This window comes from Microcoleus sp. Pol11C3, assembly GCF_036701485.1.
Lineage (GTDB): Bacteria > Cyanobacteriota > Cyanobacteriia > Cyanobacteriales > Microcoleaceae > Microcoleus.
This window is the reverse complement of the sequence record NZ_JAUBQW010000044.1, coordinates 23,326-38,584: the sequence shown is the minus strand read 5'-3', so window position 1 is coordinate 38,584 and position 15,259 is coordinate 23,326. Positions and strand designations below refer to the sequence as shown.

16 protein-coding genes are annotated in these 15,259 nt (G+C 46.3%); 12 read left to right on the top strand and 4 right to left on the bottom strand.

The window, feature by feature from the left end; genetic code table 11:
- A partial coding sequence (locus QUA40_RS12715) for a calcium-binding protein (protein ID WP_333126011.1) occupies positions 1-950 on the bottom strand: 950 nt, incomplete at its 3' end.
- A 745-nt stretch (positions 951-1,695) separates the two neighbouring features.
- Here QUA40_RS12715 and QUA40_RS12710 point away from each other — a divergent pair.
- The 5 genes from QUA40_RS12710 to QUA40_RS12690 all read left to right on the top strand — a co-directional run bounded on the left by QUA40_RS12710 (position 1,696) and on the right by QUA40_RS12690 (position 6,938).
- Positions 1,696-1,830 carry a hypothetical protein gene (locus QUA40_RS12710; RefSeq protein ID WP_333126008.1) on the top strand — a complete coding sequence of 45 codons (135 nt, stop codon included), beginning with the start codon at positions 1,696-1,698 and terminating at the stop codon, positions 1,828-1,830.
- Between the two features lie 539 nt (positions 1,831-2,369).
- Positions 2,370-2,624 carry a hypothetical protein gene (locus QUA40_RS12705; protein WP_333126005.1) on the top strand — a complete coding sequence of 85 codons (255 nt, stop codon included), beginning with the start codon at positions 2,370-2,372 and terminating at the stop codon, positions 2,622-2,624.
- Positions 2,625-2,628: 4 nt separating this feature from the next.
- Positions 2,629-4,326, top strand: a complete 1,698-nt coding sequence (locus QUA40_RS12700; protein WP_333126002.1) for a CHAT domain-containing protein — start codon at positions 2,629-2,631, stop codon at positions 4,324-4,326.
- A 1,621-nt stretch (positions 4,327-5,947) separates the two neighbouring features.
- On the top strand, positions 5,948-6,358 hold the full coding sequence (locus tag QUA40_RS12695) for an AbrB family transcriptional regulator (RefSeq protein WP_293126913.1): 411 nt from the start codon (positions 5,948-5,950) through the stop codon (positions 6,356-6,358).
- A 112-nt stretch (positions 6,359-6,470) separates the two neighbouring features.
- Positions 6,471-6,938, top strand: a complete 468-nt coding sequence (locus tag QUA40_RS12690; RefSeq protein WP_333125999.1) for a regulatory protein RecX — start codon at positions 6,471-6,473, stop codon at positions 6,936-6,938.
- A gap of 101 nt (positions 6,939-7,039) precedes the next feature.
- Here QUA40_RS12690 and QUA40_RS12685 read toward each other — a convergent pair whose 3' ends face one another.
- Both QUA40_RS12685 and QUA40_RS12680 read right to left on the bottom strand, forming a co-directional pair.
- Positions 7,040-7,555 carry a DUF4385 domain-containing protein gene (locus QUA40_RS12685; protein WP_333125995.1) on the bottom strand — a complete coding sequence of 172 codons (516 nt, stop codon included), beginning with the start codon at positions 7,553-7,555 and terminating at the stop codon, positions 7,040-7,042.
- Positions 7,552-7,977, bottom strand: coding sequence for a DoxX family protein (locus QUA40_RS12680; RefSeq protein WP_015177615.1), 426 nt, complete (start codon positions 7,975-7,977; stop codon positions 7,552-7,554). Before QUA40_RS12680 ends, QUA40_RS12685 begins: the two co-directional genes overlap by 4 nt.
- An 887-nt stretch (positions 7,978-8,864) precedes the next feature.
- Between QUA40_RS12680 and QUA40_RS12675 the strand changes: the two genes are divergently transcribed.
- The 6 genes from QUA40_RS12675 (at position 8,865) to QUA40_RS12650 (ending at position 12,857) form a co-directional block, all read left to right on the top strand.
- Complete coding sequence (locus QUA40_RS12675) at positions 8,865-9,356, top strand: DUF4168 domain-containing protein (RefSeq protein ID WP_333125993.1); 492 nt, start codon at positions 8,865-8,867, stop codon at positions 9,354-9,356.
- 430 nt (positions 9,357-9,786) lie between these two features.
- Positions 9,787-10,224, top strand: coding sequence for an urease accessory protein UreE (gene ureE / locus QUA40_RS12670; RefSeq protein WP_333125990.1), 438 nt, complete (start codon positions 9,787-9,789; stop codon positions 10,222-10,224).
- Positions 10,225-10,537: 313 nt separating this feature from the next.
- On the top strand, positions 10,538-11,227 hold the full coding sequence (locus tag QUA40_RS12665; RefSeq protein WP_333125987.1) for an urease accessory protein UreF: 690 nt from the start codon (positions 10,538-10,540) through the stop codon (positions 11,225-11,227).
- Positions 11,228-11,264: 37 nt separating this feature from the next.
- On the top strand, positions 11,265-11,861 hold the full coding sequence (gene ureG / locus QUA40_RS12660) for an urease accessory protein UreG (protein WP_333125984.1): 597 nt from the start codon (positions 11,265-11,267) through the stop codon (positions 11,859-11,861).
- 149 nt (positions 11,862-12,010) lie between these two features.
- On the top strand, positions 12,011-12,460 hold the full coding sequence (locus QUA40_RS12655; RefSeq protein ID WP_333125981.1) for a type II toxin-antitoxin system antitoxin SocA domain-containing protein: 450 nt from the start codon (positions 12,011-12,013) through the stop codon (positions 12,458-12,460).
- A complete protein-coding gene (locus tag QUA40_RS12650; RefSeq protein ID WP_333125978.1) occupies positions 12,444-12,857 on the top strand; it encodes a hypothetical protein in 414 nt (137 codons plus the stop codon). Before QUA40_RS12655 ends, QUA40_RS12650 begins: the two co-directional genes overlap by 17 nt.
- A gap of 38 nt (positions 12,858-12,895) precedes the next feature.
- Here QUA40_RS12650 and murG read toward each other — a convergent pair whose 3' ends face one another.
- Positions 12,896-13,960, bottom strand: coding sequence for an undecaprenyldiphospho-muramoylpentapeptide beta-N-acetylglucosaminyltransferase (murG, locus tag QUA40_RS12645; protein ID WP_333125975.1), 1,065 nt, complete (start codon positions 13,958-13,960; stop codon positions 12,896-12,898).
- A 221-nt stretch (positions 13,961-14,181) separates the two neighbouring features.
- On the opposite strand from murG, the gene QUA40_RS12640 reads away from it, so the two are divergent.
- A complete protein-coding gene (locus QUA40_RS12640; protein ID WP_333125972.1) occupies positions 14,182-15,108 on the top strand; it encodes a nuclear transport factor 2 family protein in 927 nt (308 codons plus the stop codon).
- Positions 15,109-15,259 lie beyond the last annotated feature (151 nt).

Sequence of the window (15,259 nt, the reverse complement as noted above, 5' to 3'; positions counted from 1 at the left end):
ATGCCGCCGCTAACGCTGTCGTCGCCGTCGTCGCCTGCACAGTTGTCGCTGCCTGCACCGCCTAGCACAGTATCGTTGCCGATGCCGCCGCTAACGCTGTCGTCGCCGTCGTCGCCTGCACAGTTGTCGCTGCCTGCACCGCCTAGCACAGTATCGTTATCTTTGCCGCCGTTAACGGTATCGTTGCCGTCGCCGCCGCTAACGTTGTCCTTGCCTGTGTCGCCCCTGACGGTATCGTTGCCTTCGCCGCCCTCGCACTTGTCGTCGCCTTTGCCGCCATAGACGGTATCATTGCCGGCGCCGCCGTCAACCTCATCATCTCCTTCGTTGCCGTGCACCCAGTCATCGCCGTCATCGCCCATGACGGTATCATTGCCGCTGCCCCCAAAAAGGCTGTCGTTATCCTTACCGCCGTTAACCTTGTCGTTGCCTTTGCCACCGTTAACCTTATCGTTGCCTTTGTCGCCCTTTATTTCATCGTCGTCATCGCCGCCCTCGCAATCGTCGTCATCTTTACCTCCGTAGATTTTATTTTTTTTGTCACGGTTTCCTTTGATTTGGTCCTTGCCTCTTTTGCCGTATATCTCCTCGTTATCACCGGTGGCGACAATTAAGTCATCGTCCTGGCTACCGAATAGGGTTCGGCGGCTATCAATGCCGCTGTCATTATTATTTGTGTCGCCCGCGCCTTCTTCTAGTACGCCGTTAAATTTCGTACTTGGACTGTTACCAGCAGCACCTGTGTCGGATGCACCGTTAGACAGATTCGGAATTTTGGTGTTAACGCCGTCGGTGTTTTCGGCGAGCGCTTGCTCAATTAACTTGGCTAACTCCTTATCGGAAATTGTAGGGGTATTTTTTCCTAAATTCCCCACAGAATTTTGTGTTTCATCTTGAGCGGGAAAAAGTTTCCCCGGTACTTCTTTTAACAACAGGTCGTCATTATTCATCGTTGATATTTCCCAAAAAAAGGTAAGCTTCTTAGACTCAATTTATCATCAAACAGGAGGGAGCAGAAGAAAATTTTTTAACTTCATGCTTTCGCCTGCTAGAGGAGCTCGTCTCCTGATCTTTACTATTATAGATGCCACTTAAACTGCAAGGTTTTTTTCATTCTGTTGCGAGTTTTATATTCTGCAATTGCGTACCAAAATTAATTGAGCCACCACCTACACCGTAAGTGCTGCGCCGAAGCGCTTAGCATTTGAGATGTTCTCCGTAGTTTCTACAGTAAGCTGCACCGAAGGGCTTCTGATTGTAGATTTTCTACGTAATTTCTACAGTGAACTAGCAGAATTTAAACTCGCAACTGACAACTCCTAAATAACTACCCAACACCTGTATCCCCAAAATTTTACCCTTGCTTTTGTTGCGAGCTCGGCTGAGTGCATTGAATTTTTCTAACACTCCCAGCTTTGACAAATCCTTCCCTGACTTAGGATTTGAATCTCTTGACTAAATGACTGCACCCTCCTAATTTTAGTTCCCAATGATTAATTAGAAATTTAGATAGTTCGTCCGGGCAAATATTTATTTTAATTTTCCGTGGCACAATTTTTTCTCGCTTCGGGGGAGCATCACGAACTGAGAAAAAAATTTTTTTCAGATTAATACTAAGAGCCAGACCAACAAATATCTATCTCAAGACAGATTGTAAAATTTTTCAAAAAGTGCAAAAGAGCACAGGAGTAGTTTTTGGCTACAGTTGCAAGCTCGATCGGCATTTTGAGCGGGAATGACCCACGGCGAGGCTGCGAAACCCACTTGCTTTGTGGAGGCTTCGCTACCAAATCCAATAATTCTCCGAGAAACCAGCCTGATGAGGCGTAATCCTCTAGATGCCAAAAATGATGCTTGCTTGAGAGTACCGGAATAATTTGATGGCCCTTGTATTGTTGAGAGTTCTTGGCTGCTTAGATTTATTTTTGCTGCTTAACTTTAACTAGATTAAGAGAGTTAAATTAAAAGTTTTCTATATCATAAAAGCGGTAAATTAGCAATAATTTATTAGCAATTATCGATGGCCAACTATCGATTACCGATCGCCACTGAGGTCTTACGGATGAGGGCGGAGGGCTTACGGATGAGGAGCCAGGGCTGACCAATTAATTAATTGACACAAAATCAAGATTTCAGATGGGGGGTTGGTGGTAGAGGATAAGCGGTAAGGATCGATCAACCGATCACAAAAAAAAAAAAAATACTCAACTTTGCCTGCGATATTGCCCTGAAACCGGTTGGCGAGAGCCGAAGTAATTTTAATAAGAACTAGAGATCCGCCTGGTAAAGTGCCTCCAATTTAACTTTACTCAGCAATGAGAAACTCAAGTTCGCGACAAATCAAAAGGGGTCTGCGGTAGAGGTGCAAAATGTTAAAGATAGCAAGATTCGAGAAAATTCGGCTTTCACTGAGCCACAGAGCAATAAAAACTAATAAACTGTTATTAAAGTACAACTTTTATACCCTCAAGGTGTTTGAACAAATATATTTGACCCCAGCGCTCGCCCGATCGGGGGAAGCGCATTCAGAAACTTTCATTCAAAGAGTAAAAATAATTTTGCCGATCGTTATTGCTAGCGGCAAAAACGCAGGCAAATTCAGAATTAAGGCGGGAGGGCGCTAAATCCGTGAGCCAGGAATTTCAACTCTCAGTCACCCCAGTTGGGGACGACGAATATCTAGTGCGGACAGAAAGGGTTGCACCCGGTGTACCCTTAGCAGAAGAACAAGTCCGCTGGCCGATCGACGAATGGCTTGCACTCTCTGCTCAACTGATGAACGACCCGCTGGTGGGCTTGCTTCAAGGAAAAGCATTACAGGGAACCAGTTTGGCTGGTCGTGGCATCTCGCGCTCGGGCAACAACTCAGCGCCGAATTTAGTAGCGCTCGGGCAACAATTATACAGCGGGCTGTTTCAAGGAAACTTGCGCGATAGCTGGACTTGCGCTCAAGGCATCGCTCAGCACCGCCGAGAAGTGCTGCAACTGCGGCTCGGACTAAAAGGCAGGCACTTGCCGCGCCTGCCGTGGGAAGTTCTACACGCCGGCGATCGCCCTTTGGCAACCGGCACCGATGTCGTGTTTTCCCGCTACCAACCAGGTACAAGTTTGTTCAAACAAACCCGGATAGTGCCCAGTAGCGGGCCGCTAAAAATTTTAATGGCGATCGCCTCTCCGAGCGATCGAGACAGCTTGCAGCTCAAGCGAGAAGTGCTCCACCTGCAACAAGAACTCCAAAACCGCACGGGTAATCCTCTCAAAAACAGCCCCCACTCGGAAATTCAACTGACTATTCTCGAACAGCCCGATCGAGAACAACTTACCCAAGCCCTAGAACAAGGACACTACCAAGTCCTGCACTACGCAGGCCACAGCAACTTAGGTTCCAGAGGTGGCGAACTCTACCTAGTCAGCAGCCGCACCGGCTTAACCGAAACCTTGAGTGGCGACGACTTAGCTGGATTGCTTGTTAACAACGGTATTCAGATGGCGGTGTTCAACTCCTGCCGCGGCGCCTATGGCGACCCCTCAGACCTCACGGACGACAGCCCGGAACGGAACTTAACCGAAGCTCTAGTGAAGCGGGGCATTCCGGCAGTGCTAGCAATGGCAGAAAGCATCCCCGACGATGTAGCCCTAACTCTGACGCGGTTGTTTTACCGCAACCTCAATCAGGGCTATCCAGTCGATCTCAGCCTGAGCCGGGCCAGAGCTGGGCTAATTTCTGCCTACGGTTCTCACCAGCTATACTGGGCTTTGCCCATTCTCTACCAGCACCCGGACTTTGACGGCTATTTGACCGGAGGCCCAGCCCACAGCGCGACATCCGGTTCTCGGGTGCAAATAATTGCGTCGGGAACGCAACCGGCTCTCGCGGGTACAGAATGGAAGGCCCCGTCTGCGGTTTCGGCGATCGCCCCATACCCGCCAATCCCAGCCAATCGATCGCATGAGTCAGACAGTTCTGATGGCGAAGTCTGGGAATACTTTCCCGACCAATTAAAAGATCGCAGGGATTGGGTTCACCAGAGCGATCGAGCCGAGGCTGCTAATTCACCGAACTCACCGACGGCTTCGCCGTCCTCTATTCCTAATTCTGAGTATTCGGCGATCCAAGCAACTCGCGCCGCTGCACCGACTCAGAAACCGTTAAAAAAACCGGGGTTGAAAAAATCTGTCGCCCTAATGCTTTGCTTATTGCCCGTTGCTTTGAGTGGTGGCTTTTTTGGGTGGCGGTACTCGCACCAGCGAGACACGAAACCTGAAGAGTTACTGCCGACGGTACGAACTCCCCTGTCGCAAAATTACCTGCAACAGCGCCACTAAAAGTGATCGCCCACTGCAATGCGGAATTTAGACCCTCTTGGCCTGGCTCCAAACTGGGTGGGGTTTTTGCTGGCCATTCGCGATCGGCTGCCGCTGGAAAAATGATCAAAAGTATGCTGCTCGATCGAATCTCGGACTTACGTTCAACAAGCCGGTTTTTACCAAAAATAAGCAGCAGCGCCACCAAGCATCAAGGAACAAACCGGGTTTCTCGTCCAGAGAGTAAGTCCGGGACTGCTTAATATAGTATTCGTTAGTCGATTGTAGATTTTAGACTTCGGCTTGAGCCCTGAGTCGAACGATTTGAGATTTTCGATTTACTCCACAGATGAATCTGGAAGCTTGAACAAGAGTCTAAAATTTTGATCTCTCCACGACAGGAGTCGGTGGCTTGTATGCGTTTTTGGGCGGGCTGATTCGGCAGCAGGAGCATTCGTCATTCGGCACAAGACAATAAAAGCCAGAGTTGCAACAATTAAGAACGTCCTCACCGTCAGTGCGGTTGGTATATTTCACAATAATTAATTATGGAAGCGGCTGTGAGTTTGACGCGCCCTCCAGTTTGTGCATAAATTTTGAGAGTATGGCAGTTTACAGGCCACGAGTGGAAACCAATACATTTGCATCGAAACTCCATGTCGGGAACCGCTGCTAATTTGTAGTGCATCAAACATTTAAGCGGTTGTGCATTTAACTCGGTCTTTTTCAATTCCCCTGTGGAAATAACCTCAACTTCTCTGGCTTGGGGCCGGAGGAGGAAGATTTTCCCGAGTTCCCCCTAGACATCTACTGATTCGTGGCGAAGTGTTAAGAGTCGCGAAGCAATCTCGCCCGATCCAAACTATTCCCCTCTTAGTGGCAGCCCGATGTTTCTGCCGCCGCGCCCATTGAGTCGGGTTTTAGCTTAAACCCGTTCACCGAAGAGGTGAAATTTCCTTCAATTTTTACCGGATTGCCTTCCCCAGACTGCGTTCTGTGCAAGTTATATGCCCAACACCTTAATAGAAGATTGCTCGTTGGTATTTGGGGTTTTGAGGGGATTTACAGCCCGAAAAATAGGGTTTATACCATTTTAGATTTTAGATTTTAGATTTTAGATTGAAGAATTGGGAATGACTGATTCCATAAGGGTTTGGAGCACGGGCCTACAGTTGGATTCTTTTTGTAAACTGGTTTTGCAAGTAGCTGGCAGGGCATCGAGAACAAGTGCTGGCTCCCCTTGTTGAGGTAAAAGTTAACCCCGGCCGGTAAATGCTTTCGGCAGATTTGCAGCGGCCGCGCTCTAGGTATTTCGATTCATGGCTGTCTTGTTTTTACCTTGACCACAGACTTGATCGGGGATGGGTGAATGCAGGGAACAGACTTTACTGTAAAAAAGTAAAGCATTTAATTTGCGACAATAATTCCTCGCGCGATCGCTCTGAGGCTTACGCAAGGATTTGGGCCACAAGCAGCAAATTGATCGCCCTTCGAGCATCCTTACTTGCACCCCCGGTCTTGAGGCCGCAGAAATTTATCCCGAATCTTAAATATTGAGAATTATTAGTATTGACAGTGAAACAAAGTTAATCTAATGTGTTGTAATTGATATAAGTAAAGTCCAATAAGCGAGGTACGGTCAATGGCAGAAACAGCTACAGCACCCTTAACAGGAAAAGGTCTGCTTCAAAAAATCAAAGGCAGTGATTTGCCACGCAGAGAACTTGCAAAGCTTTGCGGCTACTTCACTGTCAGCAAAAGTGGAGAAACCCGGATTAATCTGGCTGAGTTTTACGATGCAGTGTTAGCTGCTAAGGGCATTGAGCTAGAGAAGTCGAAAGCAGACGGACGCGGGCGAGAAGCGAGTTATCGAGCTAGCGTTCACAAGAATGGTTCGATCGTGATCGGGGCAAATTATACCCAAGAAATGGGATTAAAGCCGGGAGACGAGTTTGAAATTAAGCTCGGATACAAGCACATTCGCTTGATTCAGATCGATGTGGACAGACCGGATGTGGAAGTGGATGATGAAGAGGAGGATACAGAAGAATAGAGGCGATTCCCTGCGGGATAGCTTCGCTTCACGCAATGCAGTCAGCCGATAGCAAGGCGACTGGATTTGGCTTCGCTACACAAGTATTTGCGCGCCACCTTCGATTTAACTGATGAGCTGTCTTGACTATTTCTATTTTCTCTTGTCCCGCAAAGACTACAGTGCCTCTGAACTTCGCAAAAAGGGGCAAGAGAAAGGTTTTGGCAATGAGGAAATATTGGAGGCGATCGCGCAAATTCAAGACCGCGGCTATCAGTCCGACACTCGCTTGGTGGCAAACTCGATTGCCTCTGCAGCAGGCAAATACGGGAAGTCGGCCATCAAGCGCAAGTGCCTGCAAAAAGGAATTACCAACGATTTGTTCGAGCAAGTCTGGGAAGAAGAAGTTGCCGAAAATCAGGACTCCGAAGCAGAAAAACTGGCTGAATTAAAAGCCAAAGTCATGCGGAAATACAAAATCGATACTTGGGGTAAAGCCGATCCGAAAACCAAGGGCAAAGTCTTGAATTACCTGCAATACAGGGGCTTTAATGCCTTTGAAATTTGGCGACAGTGGCAAACAGAAGAAGATGACGAGTAAATAGTAGGGCCAAGCAAATAGATGCGGCCCAGATAGGCAAGCACAACTGCACTGCTGCCCACGGGGCTAAAGTGTAAGTTCTGAGTTTTTGTAAATGTATGTCAATCCTCAGCGTTGACTAAATAAGATTCATACATCTGTCGGTGTCTGGCTAAAAGCTCGAGATATTTCTCGTTGATTTTGACCAGCATCCATTTTTCAAGAAAAATGGCGGCGGATTCTGCTTTCACCGGATCTGCTTGTAGGGGCAAAATATCTTTTCGAGCTGCAGTTTGTTCTGCAACAGACTTCAGCTTCTGAGGGTTTTGCTGGTATTTTCGACCGCTTTTGTGGTTGGCGTAGCGACGCGATCGAGTATACCCCATCTGCAAGAACTTGCGGGCCATGTCAGCTCCCACAAAATCTTCGCGATCGAGATACTCTAAAAATAAGGAGTAAATTTTGCTGCTGGACTCCCTGGCAATTTCAGGAGTCTTAAATCTCCAGAAAGGCAGAATTTCTCCTTTGTAGGGTTCCACCAACAGCACTCCCTGTTCTCCTTTCCCTACGCGGTAAAGTTCCGGGTGCTGTCGAAAGTCGATGTTCTTAAAATCCAAAGAGTAGTCGAACTGCTTCATCGGGCATTTTCTGTTCTATCTGGAACTATAGAAGCCCGCGGTTTACCTTCGTCTGGTTGGGTATAAACCCAGGCCCAAGCAATCAAGACAGCTTGAAAAGGCAGCCTGAACCAATACAGTAATTGGTTGTGGGGAATCCCTTCTATCGGAATGTTGTTGACGGCTTGATTGATATTAGCTGGAAACACGGCAATAAACAAGGCAATTAGCCCCCACGCCGCCGCCCTGCTGACAGGAGGAACTAACAGCCCAATTCCGCCCAAAATCTCGAAAAAACCGCTGATATAAACCAAGGCTTCCGGGTAAGGAAGCTGGGGCGGCACAATTCTGATAAAAGGTGCGGGTACTGCAAAGTGCAGCACGCCTACAATACTGATAGCTACTGCGAGAATAACTCGCCAAATTTCTTTTTGACTTTTCATGGGCAATCGGTAATTAATAATTTGTTAACTTGCTGGGACAATGCTTGCAAAAATACGCTATCTGCGAGCGAGATGACAAGAAAGCTGAGGCCAAAAAAATTCAGCTTTCCGGGTTGGCCTGCTCTTGCTGGTGGCTGTAACGATTTTATTTCGTAGAAAAACCAGGTTTCTGGGTAACTCCCAGACAAGTTTTCACAGCCCCAAACTGGAGGAAACGAGAACTGAAATCGAAGGCCTGCGCGTTGACTGCCGAAAACAGATAGCGCGCATTTTTATAACAAGATTTTAATGTCTAGTTCCCTGCTGCTGTCTCTATCTTCGGGTAGTAAAACATAATTTTTGTTCTGCCTCTGGCTCAGCCAGCAGCCAAACCAGCCGGGGGTTTTCTCGATCGACAAATGCACCACCGCTTAAGATTAAATAAATCATCACCGCAATTGATGAGTGCGATTGCTGTTAAATTTAACCTAGCCTTGCAGGCGCTACCCTACCCTACCCTACGGGGAACGGGAACCATTGCGGGGAAAGGGATAGCTGTGCTACCGTCTACCTTGATGAGACTCATTAAGGCGGGTAATTTGTCAAGAACTTTTAGAATTATTTAATATTTGCGGTTTGAGAATTATTTGGAGAGGCAATTCGAGAACACTTTGTAATTAAAATTACCATCTAAACTTGGAATTTTGTCAACTTCCGACAGATGTTATAATGAATGAAATTATTGAATTTGCTAAAAAGTCGATCGTCGTAGCAACTCCCCAACCATCCTGCTGGAATTCAAAATAGTCACCCACGGCAGGAACTTTTTACCCACCACAGGATTCAAAAAGATTGAGCCTCCAAGCGCTGTGTCATTTTTATCTACACGCAATCAATCACCGACGACCATGAACACCTCATTTAACACATCTAAATTTGGCATAAACCGGATGCTGCGGCAATCGTTGTTTGCAGGCATCATTTCCGCTACAGCTTTAGCTAGCGGATGGGCGCCCGGTTTGTACACACAATCCCCAAACCTCGTTTTTGGAGCTGCCGCCCAAGCTCAAGAGATTAGCAGCGAGGAAATTACTAGCTACGCTCGCGCTGTGTTGGCAATAGAACCGAGACGCGTGGAAGCTTATAACGAAATTAAAGGAATGGCTGGGGGTTCGGTTCCCAGAGTAGTGTGCAACGAAACTAAGGAAATTAATAGGTTGTCTGGAAGTGTTCGCGGCATCGCGGTGAATTACTGCCAACAAGCTAAAAAAGTTATCGAAACCAATGGTTTGACAGTTAGTCGCTTCAACCAGCTTACTTTGCTCCAGCAAGCGAATCCGGCAGTCAAACAGCAAATTCAAGCCGAGCTGCTGCGACTGCAACAAGCGGGCAATCAATAAGCTTGATGATTTGAGTCTTTCTTCCTCTCCCGTTCTATTAGACTTCTCCATAAAAACTTGTTCAGGGCAGGCAGGATGCGTAACCGCTACCTCCCCCCAACAATATATTGGAGATTTAAATTGTTCGAGTTCCTAGACGGTAGGCAAAATTTTTTGAAAAAAAGCGATCGTCTGTGATAAATTACTTGACAAAAAAACATAAATGTGGTACATAAGCCATAACGGGAGCGGTTCAGAGAGATGAATATTTTTTAACTTGCTGTAAATCGCAATAAGATATAGCGATCGCCAACACGATTAAGAGGTTGTTAATTTCTAAAACATGAGCTGAAGGTTGGAACTTCAGTCTTTCTTATTCCTTCGGCTATAAAAAAGATATTCCTCACAAACTAGATGTCAAGTGAATTGCTCTGAGGAATAGAATATAAAAATGCTAACATTCACAAAACATTTACCTGCAAATCCCGATGCTATAGTCAGCTTTACTTTACCAATGACAGCGGACGATCGCACTCGCAGCCGCCACCGATTCGAGACAGAGACGGGGGAAAAGCTGCACCTGAGTTTGCCCAGAGGTACGGTACTGCGCGATCGAGATTTATTGCAGTCGGAAGACGGTAGTTGTTTAGTATTGGTAAGTGCAAAACCCGAATCGGTTCTGACAGCGCGGGCCTCAAACCCGCTGCTACTGATGCGGGCGGCTTATCATTTAGGAAACCGTCACGTAGCTTTAGAAATTGCCGATAATTATTTAAGACTTTCTCCCGACTCTGTGTTGCAAGGAATGCTAGAAAAAATGGGTTTGAAAGTAACAGAGGAAATTGTGCCGTTTCAGCCGGAAATGGGCGCTTACGGGCACAGCCATTAGATTTTAGATTTTAGATTTACTCCCACCGATGAGTCCGAGGGCTGATAACCAAATTAGTTTCGCTCATTCAACAAAGAAGAAGTGATATCAAATCCGGTAGCATCGTCCGGCGTAAAATCCAGTCAACAATCACGGAGAGTGCAACCAGATTTGAGATAATTCATCGGCGTTAATCTGTGTTAATCTGCCTATATCTGCGGTTAAAAAAAAGATAATTTATTAACCGCAGATGACAATGGATTGACGCTGATTCACGCAGATTAAGAGAATAGATATATGAATAATTCCGATGGTAACAGATTTGATATCAACCGTGAACAATCAACTTTTATGTTTGTTGCAGCTAGCTTTTGCACCTGTGGGAGCTTATAGTTATTCTGAGGGAATCGAAAGTCTGGTAGAAGCGGGGGCGACCGACAGCGAGATTACTTTAAGGAATTGGTTAGAAAATTCGCTACAATTCGGGGCTGTTCGGGTAGAAGCCGCTGTGGTGGTACGCGCTTTGAGGGCGGCGAAGATTGGGGATTTGAGGGCTTTGAGTTACTGGAATGCTTGGGCGACTGCTGTTAAGGAAACTGAAGAGTTGCGCTTGCAAAGTTGGCAAATGGGGCGGACTTTGGTCAGGTTGCTGCTGGATTTGCGATCGCCGGTTGCTTCTGGGTTAACAACAAGTGTAAAAGATTTGGTGGAAGTTGGCGGCAATCAGTGCAATTTTGCGATCGGCTTTGGCATTGCCGCAGCCAACTGGCAGATTGAAGAAGAAGCGGCCGTGTTAGGATATTTGTACAGTTGGGCTGCCAATTTGGCGAGTGCGGGCGTGAAACTGATTCCCCTCGGTCAAACAGCCGGTCAGCAGTTGCTGTTAGATTTGCAGTCTCAAATTAGCTGTACGGCGCAAGAAGTTTTAAAATTAGAAGATGATGATATTGCTAGTTGCAGTTGGGGATTAGCCCTAGCTAGTATGGCGCACGAAACTCAGTACACTCGGTTGTTTCGCAGTTGAAAATCAGAAAATCTAAAATCTAAAATCTAAAATCGCTATGGGTGCTTTTCGTGTAGGAATTGCTGGGCCGGTTGGTTCGGGAAAAACTGCTTTACTTGATGCTTTGTGCAAGTCACTGCGACAGCAATACCAGATTGCGGTTGTTACTAATGATATCTATACTCAGGAAGATGCACAGTTTTTGGTTCGGAGTCAAGCTTTGGAGAGCGATCGAATTTTGGGCGTAGAAACGGGAGGCTGTCCCCACACAGCCATCCGCGAAGATGCTTCGATCAACTTAGTAGCTATAGAAGAGCTAGAACACAAATTCACTGATTTAGATTTAGTATTTGTAGAAAGCGGCGGCGACAATTTGGCTGCAACTTTTAGCCCGGAGTTAGTAGATTTAACAATTTACGTAATCGATGTCGCTGCCGGCGATAAAATTCCGCGCAAAGGCGGGCCTGGAATTACCAAATCAGATTTGTTAGTGATTAATAAAATAGACCTCGCCTCTTTCGTGGGAGCAGATTTAGGCGTGATGGAACGGGACGCTAAAAAAATGCGAGGGGAGAAACCTTTTGTTTTTACTAACTTGAAAACAAAGGAAGGCTTAGAATCGGTAGTTAATTTTGTTAAATTGAATATGGCATAGATTGAGAAAATATAGTATAATGTAAATAAAGTGACACGGCTCGCAATTCCCCGTGAAAACGCCTCCAGACAAATATAGTCTGCTTGAGTCGCGGGAGTTTCAAAAAAATCTCGTTCTAGTTTTGCCGTTTAATGACTACCAAGTAAGTTATGCTGAGTTGTTATGATGCAGCCAAATACTTTTTGGCTCAGGCAAGTGAAGATGCTGGCGATCTGATATCTAATCTCAAGCTTCAGAAATTGGTTTACTATGCTCAAGGCTTTCATTTAGCTTTGTACGATGAACCGCTATTTCCTGAAGCGATAGAAGCATGGACTCACGGGCCCGTTGTTCCTGATTTGTACCATCATTATAAAGAGTATGGTGCTGGTGCAATTCCATGTCCTGAAGATATAGACTTTTCGATTTACGACGAAGAAACTAAGAGCCTGCTTGATGAAGTTTACTCTGTGTTTGGGCAGTTTGCTGCATGGAAGTTAGGCAACATGACACACGAAGAAGATCCCTGGAAATTTGCTGCTCAAAATAGCGGTAAAATCACTCATCAATCCCTGAAAGAATACTTCAAGACTCAACTCAATTGTGAAGAAGCATTTTAAGGCAAATCAACGCCAAGAAAAAGGGAAAAGGATTTCACCTAGAGAGACTGTTGATTTACCGCCAGAACAGCAGTCACCTCTGTTTTCTTTGCGGTACATGAATAAAGATTACTCTCTTTCTCAATGCACAAAAGATGAAAAGGCTGCTTTTGCAGATACGCTCTACAAATTAAATCAGCTTACATGGAGTGAGATTAATGCTTGTCCCCGTCACGGATTGGGCTATGAGAAGATAGCCCGAACCTCCATTAAATCACCTATTCCCAGCCATCTTAAGGATGATGTAAATTTTATTGGTTTTCGGTTTTGCGCGATGGCTCCGATGGTTGGTTATCGGGATGGGGCTGTGTTTTATGTTATTTGGTTGGACAGGGATTTTACGCTTTACCCTCATTAAAAAGAACTCGTTAAATTAGTGGCGGTGTCCAATTTTCGCTACCGCACCAGCAATTCCCTAACCAAATTTGCCAAACGTTCTGTACTGTCTGTCACCGCTAATTCAGAAGCTGCTTGAGACATTTTTGCCAAATATTCGGAATCTCTTAACAAATACAACACTTTGCTTTGCAACATATCTGCTGTTAATTCGCTTTGACGGAATACCACGGCGGCGCCGGCTTTAGCAAATACTTCCGCATTAAATCTTTGGTGGTCGTCAGCGGCGTGAGGAAAAGGAATTAAAATAGAAGGTACTCCCGTCACTGCTAATTCTGTTAGAGCACTGGCGCCCGATCGACTAATTGCTAAATTTGCTCGCTGCAACAAACTCGCCACATTGTCGTAAAATGGCATTGACAAATATTGCTCGTGTTTCAAACTCTCAGCATCCGGGTCATTATTTCCGGTGAGGTGAACTACCCAAGCACCCGCATCAAACCAAGCAGGAGCACACTCGCGCACTAACTGATTGATGGCGACAGCACCTTGAGAGCCGCCCATGACTAAAATTACAGGTACACTGTCAGGAATTGGCAAATTTAGAGGTTGGCGAGTCAGGAATTGCGATCGCACCGGTGTACCAGCAACCACCGTTTTGGCGCGAGGTAAATGCTGGGCTGCTGCTTCAAATCCGATCGCCACAGCAGTGCACAAAGGACTAAACCAGCGCGTCACCTTCCCCGGAATTGCATTAGATTCGTGGAGAATCACCGGCAAACCCAAAGAACGGGCCGCCAGAATTGCCGGTGCTGCGATGTAACCACCGGTAGTAAACACTCCCTGAAAATTTCCCGCTTTGAGCAACTTCCGCACCTGAAGGATCGAGCCGGCGAGTCCGCCCAAAATTCGCAGTGTACCCAGTCCAAATCCCTGCTGAAAGCCTTCAACCGCGATCGTGTGGAGGGGGTAAAGGGAGGAAACTAACTGGGTTTCCATGCGGTCTGGGACTCCTAGCCATTCGATCTGACAGTCGTTCAACTGCCCAGCGGTGGCGATCGCAGGAAATAAATGTCCACCAGTGCCGCTAGCTGCAACCAACAACCGGAGGGGGGCTTTTGTCAAGGTATTTGTTTCTTTTTTTACAAGTAGAAGTTCCACAGGTCGATCAATTTTATATTTGAGGTTTTAGATTATTATGCTTATTGTTCCGGCAGTTTCAGCCAATTTTCAATCAGCCATCTAAAATTAGATTGTGCCGTGTCCCTCCTTCCGTTGTCAGTTTTCGTTGCAGGCGAACAGTTGCCCAAGCTACGACCCCTGACAAATAACCAAATTATCACCTAATGCGTAATTTTTTGAATTTAGTGCCAAGTGTATCTCAGTATTTTTCCAGCCGTCGGGACGAAAAAGCCGATCCTCTTCGAGGGCTGCGCCAACGGGCGATCGTTTTTGGCTTTAACGGCGGGCAGTCGATCGCTCAAATGTTGTTATGTTTAACAGTGGTAAGTGCTGGCGTGCTGCATCCTAGTGCAGTAAGAGCGATCGGTGCGATCGCGGCGACTCCCCGAACGATCGCCCAAACCCCCGCAAATGCGCCCGCCCCACTCACCAAACTCCTAACAGAAATTGACGCAGCAGCCAACCGGCGCGATGTTAAAGCAGTTATGGCATTTTACAGCCAGAATTTCACTCATTCTGACGGCTTAAACCGCCAAAGCCTGGAAAAAGCCCTCACCCAACTCTGGACTCGATATCCGACTTTGAATTACCGCACCGAGATCAAATCTTGGAAAACCGAAGGTAGCGCGATTGTCGCTGAAACCGTAACTACAATTGCCGGCACTCAAAAAAAGGATGGCAGAGAATCAACTCTCAAAGCTACCATCCGTTCCCAGCAGCGCTTTGAAGGTGAAAAAATAGTTAGTCAAGAGATTTTAGCAGAACAAACTCAGCTTAGCTCTGGCCAAAATCCTCCTACAATTCAAGTGAATTTCCCCGAGCAAGTGAAGGTGGGCGAAGAGTACCATTTTGATGCCATTGTGCGAGAGCCGATCGGCGATGATATTTTAATAGGGACTGTTTTGGAGGAACCCATTACCGAAAAAACATTTTTTAATCCGTCACAAGTCGAGCTGGAGTTGCTAAATTCCGGGGGAATTTTTAAAGTAGGTAAAGCTCCGGCTACGCCCGAAAATCGGTGGGTTTCAGCAGTTTTGATGCGACAAGGTGGAATTGCAACAGTTAGTGTGCGATTGCGAGTTGTCAAGTAATAAAATAGGTGTTATGGGTTATTTGGGTAATTTCTGTAGTGGCGGGTTAAGTAAAATCTCTAATACAAATGAGAGAACCGGGTAAACCTGCCCCTACAATAATTATGGTTAATTGACCCGACTGGATTTTATACCAAGTAAAAACTTAGTT